Genomic DNA, 15701 nt, shown 5'->3' with positions numbered 1-15701 from the left:
GCCGATAGATACGAAATTTTTTGAGGTGACGAAAGGTTTCAATGCTCGGAAGGCTCGCCATGTCGCCATTTCCATGACCGTTCCGTTTGATAAGCAACGCAGGCACGCCCGAACGCTCTGAAGATCGTCTGGCTGACGGCATCGCTGGACGCGTGCCATTCCGGGTGCCATTGCAGCGCGAGCTGAAAGGTTGCCGGCGCCGGATACGACAGTGCTTCGATCACGCCGTCGTCGGCGACGGCTTCCACCCGGATATCGGCAGCGGCCTCGGCAATGCCCTGATTGTGCAGTGAATTGACGAACAGCGCGCGGCCATCGACGATCGACGACAGGATGCCGCCCGGCACGACGTTTACCGTATGAACGGGCAGGTACTGCTGATCTCGGGGCAGAGCCGGGTTTTCATGATGGGCGACGCCCTTGTTCGCGAGCGACAGATCGGGATGCAGCGTTCCATTGCGATGCACGTTCATTTCCTGCAGGCCGCGGCAGATGCCGAGGATCGGCATCTCGAGCGCCGTCGCCACGCTCAGCGCGGCACACGACAAGCGGTCCCGCGGCCGGTCGCGCTTGCCGGGAATCACGTCGTCGTCCGCGCGACGCCACGCGCGCTCGGTGTCGTTGAAGATGGCCGGATCGAGGTCGGACTCGTCGCCCGTTAAAACCAGCCCGTCCAGGCGGCGCAGCGCATCGCCGAATTTGCGCACGCTCGCGTCCCAGGGCAGATCTCCGTCGATCGTCGGCAGGATCATGCATTCGACACCGGCGTGCTTGTCGAGCGCTTCGAGATAGCGTCGCCGCAACCAGTCGCGGTGAACGCCGTCGTTGAGATGGCGATTGGCGCTTACCCCGACGACGGCGCGCGTTGCTTCGCGATAGTGTTCCATCATTGTTCTCGTGCCGGCGCGGGGAAGGGTGCGGGGCCCGCGTCGTAGAGGCGCCGGTTGCGCTCCAGCAACTGGCGGATCACGCTGGGTTGCCCGTTGGGGCCGCGCACGAAGAGCCCACCCCAGGAATCGGCGACCTGCGCATAGCGCGGGTCTCGCATGCGGATTTTCTGCGCGCGCTTCAGCAGCCAGAACGGTACGCCGGGCGAAAGGTGATGTTCCAGATGGTATTCGTCCAGATTGACGCCGAACAGGAGCCGCTCGATCAGGTTGCCCTTGCGGTTGCGCGTCAGATAGACATTTTCCACCTCGGTCTCGCACATCGGCGAGTGTTCGGCGATCTCGACGAACCAGCCGAGAATCTGGAACGTGGTCAGATAGGGAATCAGCCAGAACAGCACCAGCAGATGCAACGACTGCGCCTGAGCGAATCCGACGATCACGGCCAGCCAGAACGCCGCGAAACCGTAGGAGTCGATCGCGACTCCTCGCCTGTCGATCGCGTTGTCCGCCTTGCTCGAGACGAGGAAGCGGTTGTGCCACAGATAATTCAGATAGCGCAGCGTCGCTCCGCCCAGGATCGCTTTCCAGACGATCGCGAACGCATATTCGCGCGGCGGACGAACCTGGTAGACGCCTGACGAAATGAAGAATTTCAGGTCGGGGTCCTTTTCCGGGTCGCCGAGATGCGGATGATGAAGATGCACGTGAGACACACGGTAAGCCCAATGCCGCTGAAAGAGCGGATACGCGGCGAACAGGATCCCGAGGAGGTAGTTCCATGTCGCGTTCTTCGCGAGCGTCCGGTGTGCGGCGTCATGGGAGATCGTCGTCAGCCCGCGCTGATGGGCGCCGATGATGAGCACCGCAAGCGGATACAGCCACCACGACAGTCGAACCGTGGCGAGCGCGCACGCCAGCATGACCAGATAGTCCTTCAGGATGTAGAGTGCGCCGGTGATGTTGTCGGGCCGCAATTCGGACAACTCGCGCGTGATGTCCCGGGGAAATTGAAACGTCTCGAACCGCTTGTTGCGAAGTTTCCAAACCTGAGAGGTTTCCATGATCGCAATAGTCCTCATCGAAATGGGGCGTCAGATGGCGTCGAGTCCTCGTTGAAGGTCCGCGATGATGTCGTTCACGTTCTCGATGCCGACGCACAGGCGGATCGAACCGTCGAAGATGCCGGCGGCTTCGCGCTTGGCCCTGGGCACGGTCGTGTGCGTCGTGGACACGGGATGCGTGACCAGAGTGCGCGCATCACCGACGTTCGACACGTGATACATGAGCCGGATGTTCTGGATGAACTTGCGGCCGGCCGCTTCGCTGTCCAGCTCGAACATGATCATCGCGCCGTAGCCCACGCTCGCATCGACCAGTTCGTCGACCAGCTCGCGCTCGCGTCCGGTCGCGAGCCCCGGATACGACACGCGCGTAACCTTCGGATGGCGCTTCAGGTACGCAGCGATTGCCGCGGCATTTTCGCTGTGCCGCTGCATGCGCAGATGCAACGTCTCCAGCCCCTGGATCAACTGAAAACTGGAAAGCGGGCTGATCGCGGCGCCCGTGTCGCGCAGCCATGTCATCCGCGTCTTCAGCAAATAGGCGCTCGCGCCGAGATCGCCGAGCGCATGGACGGCATCCCGCCAGACGATGCCGCCATGCGCTTCGTCGGGCTCATTGAACAACGGGAAACGGGCGTGATCGTCGAAGGCGAAATGGCCATTGTCGATGATCAGTCCACCGAGCGTCGTTCCGTGACCGCAGACATATTTCGTCGCGGAGTACGTCGTGATGGCCGCGCCTAGCGCGCCGGGGCGGCATATCAGCGGCGTGGTCGTGTTGTCGACGACGAGCGGAATGCCGTGCCGCCCGCCGATTTCGGCAAGCGCGGCAACCGGAAAGGGAACGACGCACGGGTTGGAAAACACCTCGCCGAAAATCGCGATGGTCCGGTCGTCGATCTGCGACTCGAACGACGAGATCTCGTGCGGGTCGGCGGAGCGCGCCTCGATGCCGAGCCGTTTGAACGTGTTGAACAGCAGGTTCCACGAATTCCCGTACAGGTACTTCGACGTGACTACATTGTCGCCCGGCCGTCCGCTGCACAGGTTCGCGATGGCCAGGAAGGTGGCGGCTTGCCCCGATGCGACGGCGAGCGCATCGCCGGCGTTGTCGACTGCGGCAAAGCGCTGTTCGAGCACACGCGTGGTCGGGTTGATGATTCGCGTATAGGTGAAGCCGTCTTCCTTGACGTTGTAGATATCGGCGATCTTTTCCAGGTCGCCGTCCAGCTCATACGCGGTCGATTGGTAGATCGGCACCGCAACGGCCTTGGTGACGGGATCATGCCGGTAGCCGGCATGCAGCAGCGCGGTTTCGCGGGACAGTTCGATGTTGGGGAGGTTGCGCGGCATGTCACAAGACCTCTTTCACGAATTCGGCTTCGGCGTGGCACAGTGCTTTATCCGGGATGGGGCGCGTATTGAAGAAATCGCGAAAGGCGGTCGCAAGCAGGCGAATCCACGCGGGCCGGATCGAGCCGATGCAGCCGATCCTGAAACTGCGCGTGGGAAGATGCAGCTTCGAGTAGATGTACAGGTTGTAGTTGGCCAGATGTGCGTACAGTGCGTCGAAGTCCTGTTGCGTATCGATGACGCCGTGCGCCGTGAGCGCCACGCAGACCGGCGAGCGCACATGTGCGTTCAGCAGCGGCGATGCGTAACGCCCGGTCGCGCGAATGATCTCGTCGCGCACCGCGCCGTAACGCTCGCCTCGTTGCAGCGGACCTTCGATCGACAGCACGTCGAGCGCCTTCGCACACGCCTGGACGATATGGGTGGGCGGGGTGGAGCGCCATTCGCCGGTGCGCTCGAAGCCGAGCCATTGATCGCGCACGTCCAGCACGAACGAGTTGACCGGATCGGACTTGCGCTTGAGAAGATCCAGCGACGCGATGACGAAGGCCACGCCGGGCGGCCCTTCGATGCATTTGTTGCTGGACGTCACGAGGACGTCGAAAGGGATGCGCCGGGCGCTGATATCCGTCGCGCCGAACGAACTCATCGCATCGATGATCGTCTTGACGCCGGCGCGCGTCGCTAATTCGACGAGCGGGCCGAGCGGATTGATGACGCCGGCCGTCGTTTCGCAGTGCACGAAGCAGAGATGGGTAATCTTGTGATCCTGCTCCAGACGCGCGGCGATGTCGGCTACCGAAAGCGGCTGATCGGTCGGCGCCGTGAGGCTGACGGCCTGGACGCCCCGTAGTTGAAGGATTTTGAGGATCCGCTCGCCATAAATTCCGTTGATGCAGACGAGCGGCCGATCGGACGCCCGCACGAACGTGGTCAGCGCGGCCTCCATCCCATACGATCCGCCGCCCTGGATCGGGACCACCGAATGCGTGCCGTTGCCGTCGATCAAGTCGAGCGTCAGCTCGCGCATGAGCGCGGTGATGCGCTTGAAGCTCGCATCGCGTGAACCCATGTCGAACTGCATTTGCGCCTTGACTTCGTCGCTCAGGGCCAATGGCCCCGGCGTCATGAGAAAGTGATGCTGTCCCGACATATAACACTCCGTGAATTGAAACGTTTATATGCAGATGCGGGCCGAGCATGAACGCGTTGCGATTGGGCCGTCTTGTGATGCGTCACGGCGGATTATAGTCGCCGCTTCGAAATGCGCTTATTCGAATTTCTGGTATGTAATTGATATGAATTTGGCGGCTAATTTAAATTCAAATGCTCGAATTTAACGTATGCCGGATAGATGGATTACAGTCCGAGCCGTGGTCAATTAATGCCGGTTGCGATTGAAATTTCCATATTCGATGGCTTGCGCGATAGGCTAGAGTGAAGGGGGGCGATGGAATTGCCGGTTACGTTGGTGATTTCGGCGCGATAGCGGGTAATCATGTCAAATTATTATCGATTGAGCGGAATGATTGCCGGTCGATCTGCCGCGTTAATATGAGATGGAAAATTGGCTTGCGTAAATCGAGTCGCAATTTATTCATTTGAAATAGTCGTCGACGCTATGAGTTGAAATGAAATTGCGAACGGGTAAGAAAGAGCGCGTGGCGGGATTTGTTTTGGCTGACAAATAAAATGGATGGCGGCGATGCCGCGCCGTGAATTCATAGTCGAGTGGCGCAGTTCATTTCGCTGTCGCACGCGGCATTCGGTTACCGATTGGTAGGTCGAGCGGACATCGCAGGCTCGATCGCGCGGCGACGCTGATCGCGTGCCGCGCATTCTCGAGCGCCGGTTTATTCGGCTGTATTATTGAATTTTTATATTAGGATTGTTTGACTCCACGAAACATTACCATGAATTTATTCTGTGGCCCTGTTGGATATGCGATTAGCGCCGGCCCAGCCAGGCTGTTGAATGTGTGCAATCTAGACGGAAAAGCCCAATCAGAAGATCCTGCTACTGTGTAATACAGAAGAGTGTCATTTTCACTGTCTTGGCCTTTGTATACGAGCCCAAATGTGTTGCTGGCGGGATCGTAGGCCAAGGCCGGTCCGTCACCACCGCTATAGAGCTTGTTTCCCACGATACCAACCGCAATCTGCCTGTCCGGTTTCCACGCGGAGCCGTCCGAAGTCGTGTACCACAGGCTCTCATCATTGTCTGCGCCGCGGTGCACGCACAATAGCGTGCTAGCCGAGGCAGCCAGAGCAGGGCCTGCCGCGCTGGCATGGTTGGAAAGTTTTTGATCGCTGCTCCAGGCATTACCGTTGAATGTCGTGCAATACAAATTTTGATCTTTTTGGCTGCCGGTGTGTACGCACCAAAGCTTGCCATTAAAAACAGCGAGAGCCGGACTTTGAGCACTGGAATAGCCTCTGAGCCGCAAGGGTTTTGTCCAATCGTCGTTGATAAAAACTGTGTAATATAAACGGTTGGAATCATTCGAGTTCGTGAATACGCAATAAAGTATATCGTTGAACACAACAAGTGCCGGGCCTTGAAGAGTTGAACAGCCCAAAATCTCCTTTTCAGGACTGAACGCCTCACTGTGCTCGGCGGTGGTGTAATATAGCGAGTTAATTTTGTAACCATGACGGTATACACACCAGATCTTGTTTTTGAACCAGCCTGCCAGAGCCGGTCGATTGGGAGTCGTATAATCGAATGGTTCCTGCGGTTGAAGCATTCGTTTCACTTGCCAGTCGCCAGGAAATTCGACAATCGTACTGCTTGTGTACAGCGATTCGGGAACGGCGGGGCTAGACATAGTATTCTCCCAAAAAAATCGAAGAATAATGCCATCTGCTGGAGTGTATAAAATCCAATGGCATTGGAATTGTCGTCTTATGCGTATGTAATCGAAAATCAAAAAAACGGCTAAATTAGAAGATGGCTAAATACTCATGGAGCATGCCTGGGGCGTGCCCGTTCGCATCTCATGCGGGTTGAACTTCGATCGAAAGCCCGAACCGCGTCGGTCCTTTCTTCTTCATTTTTCCTCCAAGAAAGCATAATTCAATGACGTTTCCCATGGCCTCCTTCACGCTGTTTTTCGAAACGAAGATATCCAGGAACAAGTGCCGCATCTGCCTCCTTTCCATGGCATGGAACTTTCCGATCAGGTGGCCGGTGCGGATTCTGGGCGGCCTGCGTTACCCGTCTCAAGCTTTCGATACGAGCTTGTTTCGGTTGTCATCGAATCGGGCGGCTTTTTCGAAGCGGCGAGCCGCCTCGGCACGGCCCAATTGGCGGTCAATCAGCGTGTCCGGAATCGTCAGGCGTGTTTTCGCTGCACGCTGCTCAAGCGCGGCCGTCCGTTGCAGCTCACCGAGTCAGGCCGGTGCTGTTTCGAGCGCTCACGGCATTTGCAGCCGAAGCTCGAGCGTGTCGAGGACGAAATGCATGGAGCAGGCGCAAGCCTGAGCGGCAAGCGTCGGCTTTGCGACGCCGGTGACCTTCGTCACGTGCCAGCTTGGGCCGCTGCTGTTGCGTTTCGCGGCCACGTATCCGGCGCTCTGCGTCGGCATTGAGGCTATTGAGGCGCCAGACTGTCTGTCCAATCTCCAGGGGGCCATTTCGATGTGGCGATCCGTATGGGGAAACGCGCCGATTTCAGCCCGATGGCGCGCTCGCCCAGAGCGAATCACGCATCTGGTGTGCACGCGTCCGGCCAGTCTTGCACGGTGCGCCGGTTCATGCGGACGGCCTGCAGTGGCACGGGTTTGTTCTATCCGAATCGCGCACTGAACGGCATATGGCGCTTGCCGCCAAATGGCGAATCGAAATCGCTTCGTATCGGCGTTCGCGTGCGGACCGATTCGGGCCGCCCGGTGCTCACTGGCGCGGGCGCTGGCCTCGGCCTCGCGATCGTGCCGGCCTTCGCCGCATTCGATGCACGGCTCCGCGGCGAACTCGTTCCGGTGCTCACCGAGTATGCGCTGCGGGGCGGCCAAGTTTCGATCTTGCCTCGCAAGAGCATTCGCTCGTCTGCGCGGATGCACGTGTTGCTCGCATTCCTGGCGGAGGAGGTCGGCCATTGCGCCGGTCAAGACCTCGCGCTGATCGAGCGCGGCATCTTGCCATGAGCCATGCCGCCGGGCGGGCGGGTGCGGGCCCCGCACGTTGCGGGCGGAGGACGACTTGCCGGCGTGCCGAGGAGGAGGAAGGATGACTGAATTATACCCGGATAATATTGACAATATTTTTATCCGGGTATAAATTGGCCGTACTATCATCAAGCCAACTGCCATGCATCTGCCTCGCATGCTTGCATTCCCGATTGTTTTTGATCGACAGCGACTCGCCGTCCCCGGAACGGGCACTGTCGCAACTCCGGCTGAGTGCCGGCAGCTCATCGAAAACGCGTGCCGCCTATGCACAGCGTGAGCGTGGCGGCATCTCACAAGCACGTGCGTTCTTCCATGCGCGCGCGGCAGGCGATCTACCCGGCTTCGAATAGGCTGCACGTGCTCATTTCGGCTGGCCGCTCGATTTCCGCCATCACGCGTTCGCACTGCGCTCCGGCTGCCGCCGTGACCCAAACTTCCATCAACAGGGAGTATCGATGGCCACCCTCGACCTTAACGCCGGCGCCGTCGCGCCGGTTGCGCGCGAAATCGATATCGCCGCGCCGCGCGTGTCCGGCACAGTGCCGGACGATCTCCATGGCGTGCTTGTGCGCAACGGCCCGAATCCGCTATCGGGGCGGTTCGAAGGCAGCGGCGTCCTGTCCTGGTGGCCGGAGGCCGCGATGCTGCATGCGGTTGCCTTCGAACACGGCCGCGTGAGCAGCTACCGCAACCGCTGGCTGCGCACACGGCGATGGGCACAGGCGCATGCGCCGCAAAGCGCGCCGTCGTGGCCGGATACCAATCCGAATGTCAACGTGATCCGGCACGCGGGCGAAACACTCGCACTGGCCGAAGGCGGCACGCCGCTGGCGGTTACGTCGGCGCTCGACACGCTCGGGCCGGCGCGCCGGCATCCGGGCGCCGTCGCGGGAATGACCGCGCATCCGAAGATCGACCCGCGCACTGGCGAACTCGTGACGTTTTGCGCCGATTGGAAAGCGCCGTTCCTGCGCTATGGCGTGGCCGACGCCGGGGGCGAGCTGACCGTGGACATCGAGATTGCGCTGCCGGCCCCGTCGATGATGCACGACATCGCAATCACCGCGAATTACAGCATCCTGCTCGATCTGAACGTCGGCTACGACTTCGCGATGCTCGCGCGCGGGCACCGGATGCCGCTGCGGTGGCACGACGAACGCGGCTCACGGCTATGCGTGATCCCTCGGCACGGTGGCGACGTGAGGTGGTTCGAGATTGCGCCATGTTTCATTCAGCATGTGATCAATGCTTACGACGCGGACGAAACGACGATCGTGCTCGATGCCGTCCGTTATCCGTGGTTTCTGCGGCTCACGCCGGACGGAACTGCATTCGAGGACAACCCGCTCGGGACGCTGTGGCGGTATCGGATCGACCTGACGTCGGGCGCCGTGACGCAGACCGCGGCCTGCGAAGCCGGAATGGAGTTGCCGCGGATCAACGAGCAGCGGACGGGCCAGCCTTATCGGTATTTCTATGCCGCCGAGCAGCCGACGCCGTTCGAACTCCGGGGCGTCGTGCAGTACGACTGGCACGGCGGCACGCTCGCCCGGTATGCGGTGCCGCCCGGCGACCAGAACAGCGAGCCGATTTTCGTGCCGCGCCGCATGGCGGCAGCGGAAGACGACGGGTGGGTGCTGTGTTGCGTGTATCGACATGCGGCCGATACCACCGACGTAGTCGTGCTGGATGCGGGCGATCTTGCTGCTGGACCTGTTGCAACCGTGCATCTGCCCACGCGAATCCCGGCGGGGTTTCATGGCGCATGGCTGGCAAACGAAGATTGATGCATTGTCCGACGCCGTATTTCGCTCGTTACATTCGGGCCGGTGTCGCTACGCTCAGTGCGGCTGTTCGATCGGCTTCCGACAGCCCCGCCGTACCGGCTGACGGGATGAAGGCGAAGCTCATGCCGTGACAGGCCGTGCCGTGCGGGAAGCCCGCGCCGAGCGAGGCGAGCGGTCCGGGCGGCCACGGCATGGCCGCGTGAGGCGCGTGCGCGTACCGCCGGCGGCGATGCGCGAGCCGGCCCGCATTCGCGTGCGCGTTGCATCGCTCGATGGCGATTGCACGCAACCGGGCCGCTTTGCGTCGGGGCGATGGCATGCCGCGCGCATGCGGGCGGTGCGGCGCATGCGCGCGGCCGGCGTGTGGCACGCATACATGCGCCACGCGCACGCGCCTGGCCGCTGCTGCGCGCTCGCCTGCGCAATCTGCGCGGCGATAGGCCGCGATCTGCCACGCGATGGCCGGAGCGATTACGGCATGCTGCCGGCCTTGCGCTCGACGCGCTGCAGCAGCGCATCGAGCACCGCCATCTCGACGGGTTTCACGAGGTGATCGTCGAAGCCTTCATTCGCGGTGCGCGCAAGGTCGGACGTTCGCGCGTGGCCGGACAGCGCGACGCAGGTCATGCCGGCCAACGCATCGATCGCGCGCAGTTCGCGCAGCAGCGTGTAGCCGTCGACGTCCGGCATCGACAGATCGACCAGCATCAGGTGCGGGACGGTGTCGCGCGCGAGCGCCAGCGCGTCGTGCGCGTTGTACGCGACGCGCGGCGCGTGTCCCTTTACTTGCAGCAGCACGGCGAGCGTGTCGGCCGAATCGCGGTTGTCGTCCACCACGACGATGCGCAGCGGCCCGGCGGCCGGCTGCCGCGGCGCGCGCGGTGCGGGGGTATCGGCGGGGGCGGCGCGCGGCGTGCGCTCGACCGGCAGCCGTATGGTGAACGTCGCGCCGAGGCCGGGGCCGCCGCTTTCGGCGGAAATCATCCCGCCGTGCAGTTCGACGAACGACCGGCAAATCGCGAGTCCGAGCCCGAAGCCGTCTGACGGGCGCCGGCCCGGCACGCCTTCCTGTTCGAACAGATCGAAGATCGATTCGAGCGCGCCGGGCGCGATGCCCATGCCATGATCGGTCACGCGGATCACGACGACGGGCTCTTCGACGTGCGCGTCGACGTCGATACGCGCGCCGTGCGGCGAGAATTTCGCCGCGTTGTCGAGCAGGTTGTGCAGCACCTGCACGAGTCGCGCGGCGTCGCCGCGCAACAGCACCGGATCGGCCGGCAGGTCGACGCGAATGTGCTGCCCACGCGCGGCGAGTTTCGGCTGGATGCTTTCCACGCCGCGGCACACGATATCGCGCACCGTCACCGGCTCGTTGTCGAGTTCGACCTTGCCGGCGGTGATGCGCCCGACGTCGAGCAGATCGTCGACGAGCCGCGTCAGCTGGCCGACCTGGCGGTGCACGGCGTCGCGGCACTGTGCGAGCGCGGGCGCGGGATCGGGCAGGCTTTGCAGCACGCCGACCGAATGCCGCAGCGGCGCGAGATGGTTGCGCAGCTCGTGCGCGAGCATCGCGATGAACACGCTCAGCCGGTGCGTGGAGGCTTCCAATTCCGCGAGGCGTTTGCGCTCGGTCATGTCGCGCGTGATCTTGATGAAGCCAGTCAATTGGCCCGCGGGATCGCGCACGGCGGTGATCGTCACGCTGGCCCAGAACAACGAGCCGTCCTTGCGCACGCGCCAGCCTTCGTCCTCGAAGCGGCCATGGGCGATCGCCTGCTGGAGCCCGAACGCGGGCCGCCCGGATGCGGCGGCCTCCGGCGGATAGAACCGGGAAAAATGGTTGCCGATGATCTCGGCCGCGCGGTAGCCCTTGATACGTTGCGCGCCCGCGTTCCACGTGGCGACGTTGCCATGCGGATCGAGCATGAAGACCGCGTAGTCGCTGATCGCCTCGACGACGGTCTCGAAGCGGAACTCGGCGAAACGATGCAGCAGGTCGCGCGCATCGGCCGGGCCGAGCGGCGCATGGGGATCGGTAAGGGTGTGGTCTTTCGTCATCGAAACGGTTGGATGCGGGCGACGCCGCCCGGCCGCCGCGCGCGTCGGCCGACGGGATATTCAAAATGGAATGGGCACCTTCGAAAGCATAAGGAACTCAATTCTGCCGATCAACGGCTGCGCATCACCTGTGCCGCCCGGCGTGCCTCGGGGCAAATCCGCCGCCGCACAACCGGCGGGCGGCGGCGCGGCATGCCGCTTGCTTCGTGGCCCGGCGTGCAGGCCGCGCACACCGCGCGCGAATGCGCAGGCTGCGGCCTGCCGCCAGATGAGGAGATCGCGATGAACAGCACCCTGAACCCCGACAACGAACCGGCCGGCCCAGACGACGACAACGCGCGGCGCGGCCGCGACGGCCGCGCGCTGGGGCCGAGCGACTCGTCCGACAGCGGCAGCGACACGGCTGGCGCGCGGCGTCATGTGTTCGACATCGATTCGCCGCTCGACGGCCATCCGCTCGAGCGCGGCGACGCGTCGCTCGACACCGACACGGACCGCGCGGGCACTGGCGAGCGTGCATCGGCGGACGGCGACTCGACGTTCGACGACGGCGCGGACATCGCGCCGGATCGCACCGAACGGCTGAGCGAGCCGGGCAGTGTCGACGAGCCTGGCGCGCCGAAGAAACCCGGCGCGCCGGGCACCGGCCGCGTATAGCGGCTGCGTGGCGCCGCCCGGCTGCCGTTGGCGCAAAAACTGCAATGGCGTTGCAGATAGGTAGGCACGGCGAACGCACGCATGGCGACCGGCGCCGGGCGAGCGGCACAGGATGGCCGGCGCGGGCCGCGCCCGGCTACGGCTACGGCTACGGCCACGGCGACGGCTACGGCTACGGCTACGGCTACGGCCACGGCGATGGCCACGCGCGATTTGCAACGTCGCGCCCGATGCGCGCGCCGACGCGGCCTGGGGTTGCGCGGCACAGGCGCGATTCACACTGGCGCGATTCAAGGAGGGACACGATGCCACGACGATATCCCGAGAGGCCCGGCGGCCGGCGCGAAGCGCACGATTTGCCCGGATCGCGCGAACGGCCCGAACGGCCCGCATGACAGCCGGCCCGCACGGCCCGCCGCCCGCGCCGCGCGGCAGCCAAGGCCAGCCCGCCGAGCGCGGCCTGCGGCTGCGCATCGCGGCTGAGCTGTGGCGTGGGATCTGGCATTACCGCACGCGCGTACTGGCGGCGATCATGCTGCTCGTGCTCGCGAAGGCGGCCGCCGTCGCGGTGCCGCTGCTGCTGAAGGATATCGTCGACGGATTCGGCCGCGCGGGCGGCCAGCCGATCGCGCTGCCCGTGCTGCTGCTGTTCGCGTATGCGCTCGTGCGCTTTGCCGCGAACGCGTTGAACGAAGTGCGCGACATGACGTTCGTGCAGGTGACGCAGCACACGGTCGCGGCGTTTACGGTCCGCACGTTCGGGCACCTGCACCGGCTTGGCGCGCGCTTTCATTCGCAGCGCGAGACCGGCGCGGTCGTGCGCGATCTCGAGAAGGGCACGGCCGGCATCGGCTACCTGCTCGGCGTCGCGGTGTTTACGGTCGTGCCGACCGCAATCGAGATCGGCTCGGTGCTGGTAATCGTGATCGGCAAGTACGGCGGCGGCTTCACCGGCATCATCTTCGCGACGTTCGGCGTGTACGCCGCGTATACGATCGTGTTTACGCGGCGGCGCATGCGCTATCAGCGCCACGTGAATGCGCTCGAGGCCGAATTGAACGCGCGCGTGGTCGACAGCCTGCTCAATGTCGATACGGTGAAGTACTTCGCGCGCGAGGACGTCGAGCGCAGCCGCCTCGAGCGCGTGCTCGACGCATGGCGCGAGGCGGGCGTCGACAATCAGTACGCGTTGTCGGCGCTGCATATTGGGCAGAGCGCGTGCATTGGCGCGGGCATCGCGGCGGTGATGCTGCTCGCCGGCCAGCATGTCGCGCGCGGCACGATGACGCTCGGCGATCTCGTGCTGATCAACGCATACGTCATCCAGATCAGCCTGCCGCTGAATGCGCTCGGCTTCGTGTTTCGCGAGGCGAACGACGCGATGACCAACATCGAACGGCTGTTCGGGCTGCTCGACGCGCGCGGCAAGCCGGGCGAGGACGGCGACGCGCCGGGCGCGCAGCTGCTCGTGGTGCGCGGCGGCGCGATCGAGTTCGAGCACGTGGATTTCGGCTACGAGCCGAGCCGGCAGATTCTGTGGGACGTGTCGTTTCGCATCGAGCCGGGGCAGTCGGTCGCGGTGGTCGGCGGCAGCGGCTCGGGGAAATCGACGCTCGCGCGGCTGCTGTTCCGGCTGTACCAGCCCGATGCGGGCACGATCCGCGTCGACGGCCAGGATCTGCGGCGCGTCACCGCGCGCAGCCTGCGCGACGCGCTCGGCATCGTGCCGCAGGACACGATCCTGTTCAACGACACGCTGGCCTACAACATCGGATACGGCAAGCGCGACGCAACGCGCGCCGAAGTGATCGCGGCCGCGCGCGGCGCGCAGCTCGACGCGTTCATCGAGCGGCTGCCCGATGCATACGATACGCGCGTCGGCGAACGCGGCGTGCGGCTGTCGGGCGGCGAGCGGCAGCGCGTCGCGATCGCGCGCGCGCTGCTGAAGGCGCCGCCGATCGTCGTGTTCGACGAGGCGACGTCGGCCCTCGACACGCGCTCGGAGCGCGCGATCCAGCAGGAGCTGATGCGCGTCGCGCGGCATCGCACGAGCCTCATCATCGCGCACCGGCTGTCGACGATCGTCGATGCGGACCGCATTCTCGTGATGGAGCACGGCAGGCTCGTCGAGCAGGGCACGCACGACGCGCTGCTCGCGAGCGGCGGCGTGTATGCGCAGATGTGGTCGCTGCAGGCGAAGCAGCGCGAGCTGGAGCGCACCGAGGCGAAGTTCGCGCGGCAGCCGGTGCGGATCAATCCGCTCGTCGCGCAGGTGCTCGACAGCCTGGCCGATGCGGCCGCCCAGCGCGGCGTGCCGGTGTTTCGCCACCTGTCCGACGAGGATCTCGCCGTGAAGGCCGATCCGGCCGGGCTGCGCCGTTTCGTGTGGGAGTTGTGCCGCGGCGGGATCGACGTGAGCAGCGGCGGGCAGATCGAAGTCCACACCGCGCGGCACGACCCCGACGCGCGGATCACGATCGTGCTGGCGGGCGTCGATGCGCCGGAGCTGCCGCTGGTCGATCTCGAACGGCTGCAAGGCGCGATCGACGACGCGGGCGGCTACGTCGTGCGCGAACGTGACGACGTGGGCGTGACGCTGCATCTGTCGTTGCCGATGTGCACAGTGGCGCCGGCTTCGCCGGAATCGGAGTCCGCCGCTCCGGACGCGGACGCGAAGCCGCTCGGCGGCTTGCGCATCGCGTGTGTCGACGATCACGACGAGGCGCGCGAAGCGCTTACCGCGCTATTGCAGAGCGCCGGCGCGCACGTGCGCGCGTTCGCATCCGGACAGGCGCTGCTCGACGAGCTGCGGCACACGCGCCGCGCGCACTGGCCGGCGCTGCTCGTGTGCGACATCGATTTCGGCGGCGACGACGAGGACGGCTACACAGTGCTGCGCCGCGTGCGCCAACTCGACGCCGATCGCCCGCGCGAGGGCCGCGCGCCGCTGGAAGCGCTTGCGCTGTCCGGCCATGCGCGCGATCGCGACCGCACCCGTGCGGTCGAAGCGGGTTTTCACGCTTATCTGACCAAGCCCGCGGTAGCGGCCGACCTGATCGCGGCGCTGCGCGCGCTCGCGTTTTCCTCCGGAGCCATCCATGCCGAATCTTCCGAACCCGATGACGGCCGGCGTGCCGAACGCATCGAACGTACTGAACACACGTCGAGGCGGTAGTGCATTCGCTGATCGCCAGGCGGCGGTCGCGGCCGTCGAACTGCTGTTGCCGACGCTGTCGGCCGCGTTGCAGAGCGATTTTGTCGGTGACAGCGGCTGCCTGCACATCGTGATCATGGACCCCGCGCTCGGGCCGCGCGACACGTCGTTCGAGGACGCGATCCTGTACGAATTCTCGCTGCCCGACCCGAAAGACTGGGACGCCGATTACCGCGCCTACGCGCGCGCGAAGGCGCGGCTGTCGTGGGAAACCGGCCGCGACGGCCATGTCGTGCAAGCGCTCGAGCCGCATCGGCTGCGCGCGGGCGACACGAACCTGTGGGGCGCGGTCGCGCAGCACGGGATCGTGGTCGGCGTATCGGGCGCGCAGCCATGGTTCGACGAGGCGTTCGCCGGATGCCTCGCGCATTGCCTGCGCGCGCTCGCCAAGCACCGCGCGCAGGCCACGCCGGACGGGCTTGCGATCTGAGCGCGAGCGGCAGCCCCGTTTTTACAGCCGGTTATAAAAATGCCAGCGCTCGCGCGCGGCGGGCCCTCGGGGCCCGATA

12 protein-coding genes and 1 pseudogene are annotated in these 15701 nt (G+C 64.3%); 6 read left to right on the top strand and 7 right to left on the bottom strand.

Features of this window, described 5'->3' with window-relative positions; all coding sequences use genetic code 11:
- Window positions 1-38: 38 nt before the first annotated feature.
- The 5 genes from WS68_RS10255 to WS68_RS27510 form a co-directional block, all read right to left on the bottom strand.
- The gene (locus WS68_RS10255) at window positions 39-890 is read right to left on the bottom strand and encodes a gamma-glutamyl-gamma-aminobutyrate hydrolase family protein (RefSeq protein ID WP_059570684.1); all 852 of its coding nucleotides are present in this window, start codon (window positions 888-890) and stop codon (window positions 39-41) included.
- Entirely contained in the window at window positions 887-1951 is a 1065-nt protein-coding gene (locus tag WS68_RS10250) for a fatty acid desaturase family protein (RefSeq protein WP_059570683.1), read from the bottom strand. The genes WS68_RS10255 and WS68_RS10250 overlap by 4 nt, the downstream gene beginning before the upstream one ends.
- Window positions 1952-1981: 30 nt before the next feature.
- Window positions 1982-3304: an O-acetylhomoserine aminocarboxypropyltransferase/cysteine synthase family protein gene (locus WS68_RS10245; protein WP_059570682.1), complete on the bottom strand. Its 1323-nt coding sequence runs from the start codon at window positions 3302-3304 to the stop codon at window positions 1982-1984.
- A 1-nt stretch (window position 3305) separates the two neighbouring features.
- Complete coding sequence (locus WS68_RS10240) at window positions 3306-4457, bottom strand: 2-aminoethylphosphonate--pyruvate transaminase (protein ID WP_059570681.1); 1152 nt, start codon at window positions 4455-4457, stop codon at window positions 3306-3308.
- Window positions 4458-5186: 729 nt separating this feature from the next.
- Entirely contained in the window at window positions 5187-6131 is a 945-nt protein-coding gene (locus tag WS68_RS27510) for a hypothetical protein (protein WP_156429442.1), read from the bottom strand.
- A 337-nt stretch (window positions 6132-6468) separates the two neighbouring features.
- Here WS68_RS27510 and WS68_RS28850 point away from each other — a divergent pair.
- Window positions 6469-6693, top strand: a pseudogene (locus tag WS68_RS28850) (LysR family transcriptional regulator); the annotation flags it as partial.
- A 27-nt stretch (window positions 6694-6720) separates the two neighbouring features.
- Here WS68_RS28850 and WS68_RS28845 read toward each other — a convergent pair.
- Window positions 6721-6891, bottom strand: a complete 171-nt coding sequence (locus WS68_RS28845) for a hypothetical protein (RefSeq protein WP_231752992.1) — start codon at window positions 6889-6891, stop codon at window positions 6721-6723.
- A gap of 66 nt (window positions 6892-6957) precedes the next feature.
- Between WS68_RS28845 and WS68_RS28840 the strand changes: the two genes are divergently transcribed.
- Window positions 6958-7449, top strand: coding sequence for a LysR substrate-binding domain-containing protein (locus WS68_RS28840; RefSeq protein ID WP_331457858.1), 492 nt, complete (start codon window positions 6958-6960; stop codon window positions 7447-7449).
- Window positions 7450-7928: 479 nt separating this feature from the next.
- Window positions 7929-9260 (top strand): carotenoid oxygenase family protein, encoded by a 1332-nt coding sequence (locus WS68_RS10225; RefSeq protein ID WP_059570679.1) that lies wholly within the window; start codon window positions 7929-7931, stop codon window positions 9258-9260.
- A 471-nt stretch (window positions 9261-9731) separates the two neighbouring features.
- Here WS68_RS10225 and WS68_RS10215 read toward each other — a convergent pair whose 3' ends face one another.
- Window positions 9732-11321, bottom strand: coding sequence for a PAS domain-containing hybrid sensor histidine kinase/response regulator (locus tag WS68_RS10215; protein ID WP_059570677.1), 1590 nt, complete (start codon window positions 11319-11321; stop codon window positions 9732-9734).
- 282 nt (window positions 11322-11603) lie between these two features.
- Between WS68_RS10215 and WS68_RS10210 the strand changes: the two genes are divergently transcribed.
- The 3 genes from WS68_RS10210 to WS68_RS10195 all read left to right on the top strand — a co-directional run bounded on the left by WS68_RS10210 (window position 11604) and on the right by WS68_RS10195 (window position 15622).
- The gene (locus WS68_RS10210; protein ID WP_059570801.1) at window positions 11604-11978 is read left to right on the top strand and encodes a hypothetical protein; all 375 of its coding nucleotides are present in this window, start codon (window positions 11604-11606) and stop codon (window positions 11976-11978) included.
- 391 nt (window positions 11979-12369) lie between these two features.
- The gene (locus WS68_RS10200) at window positions 12370-15153 is read left to right on the top strand and encodes an ATP-binding cassette domain-containing protein (protein ID WP_082709939.1); all 2784 of its coding nucleotides are present in this window, start codon (window positions 12370-12372) and stop codon (window positions 15151-15153) included.
- Window positions 15098-15622 (top strand): hypothetical protein, encoded by a 525-nt coding sequence (locus WS68_RS10195; protein WP_059570675.1) that lies wholly within the window; start codon window positions 15098-15100, stop codon window positions 15620-15622. Before WS68_RS10200 ends, WS68_RS10195 begins: the two co-directional genes overlap by 56 nt.
- Window positions 15623-15701: the final 79 nt, after the last annotated feature.

It is taken from the genome of Burkholderia sp. TSV86, assembly GCF_001522865.1.
In the GTDB taxonomy this organism is placed as follows: Bacteria; Pseudomonadota; Gammaproteobacteria; order Burkholderiales; family Burkholderiaceae; genus Burkholderia.
Note: the sequence above shows the minus strand (reverse complement) of the source record. Positions and strands in the feature narration are given on the sequence as shown.

What these genes read in the sequence shown, in the direction of transcription:
- WS68_RS10245 (WP_059570682.1), bottom strand. Translation starts at nt 3,304, where the DNA reads ATGCCGCGCAACCTCCCCAACATCGAACTGTCCCGCGAAACCGCGCTG.
- WS68_RS10195 (WP_059570675.1), top strand. Translation starts at nt 15,098, where the DNA reads ATGACGGCCGGCGTGCCGAACGCATCGAACGTACTGAACACACGTCGA.
- WS68_RS10255 (WP_059570684.1), bottom strand. Translation starts at nt 890, where the DNA reads ATGATGGAACACTATCGCGAAGCAACGCGCGCCGTCGTCGGGGTAAGC.
- WS68_RS28840 (WP_331457858.1), top strand. Translation starts at nt 6,958, where the DNA reads ATGGGGAAACGCGCCGATTTCAGCCCGATGGCGCGCTCGCCCAGAGCG.
- WS68_RS27510 (WP_156429442.1), bottom strand. Translation starts at nt 6,131, where the DNA reads ATGTCTAGCCCCGCCGTTCCCGAATCGCTGTACACAAGCAGTACGATT.
- WS68_RS10200 (WP_082709939.1), top strand. Translation starts at nt 12,370, where the DNA reads ATGACAGCCGGCCCGCACGGCCCGCCGCCCGCGCCGCGCGGCAGCCAA.
- WS68_RS10240 (WP_059570681.1), bottom strand. Translation starts at nt 4,457, where the DNA reads ATGTCGGGACAGCATCACTTTCTCATGACGCCGGGGCCATTGGCCCTG.
- WS68_RS10210 (WP_059570801.1), top strand. Translation starts at nt 11,604, where the DNA reads ATGAACAGCACCCTGAACCCCGACAACGAACCGGCCGGCCCAGACGAC.
- WS68_RS28845 (WP_231752992.1), bottom strand. Translation starts at nt 6,891, where the DNA reads ATGCCGACGCAGAGCGCCGGATACGTGGCCGCGAAACGCAACAGCAGC.
- WS68_RS10225 (WP_059570679.1), top strand. Translation starts at nt 7,929, where the DNA reads ATGGCCACCCTCGACCTTAACGCCGGCGCCGTCGCGCCGGTTGCGCGC.
- WS68_RS10215 (WP_059570677.1), bottom strand. Translation starts at nt 11,321, where the DNA reads ATGACGAAAGACCACACCCTTACCGATCCCCATGCGCCGCTCGGCCCG.
- WS68_RS10250 (WP_059570683.1), bottom strand. Translation starts at nt 1,951, where the DNA reads ATGGAAACCTCTCAGGTTTGGAAACTTCGCAACAAGCGGTTCGAGACG.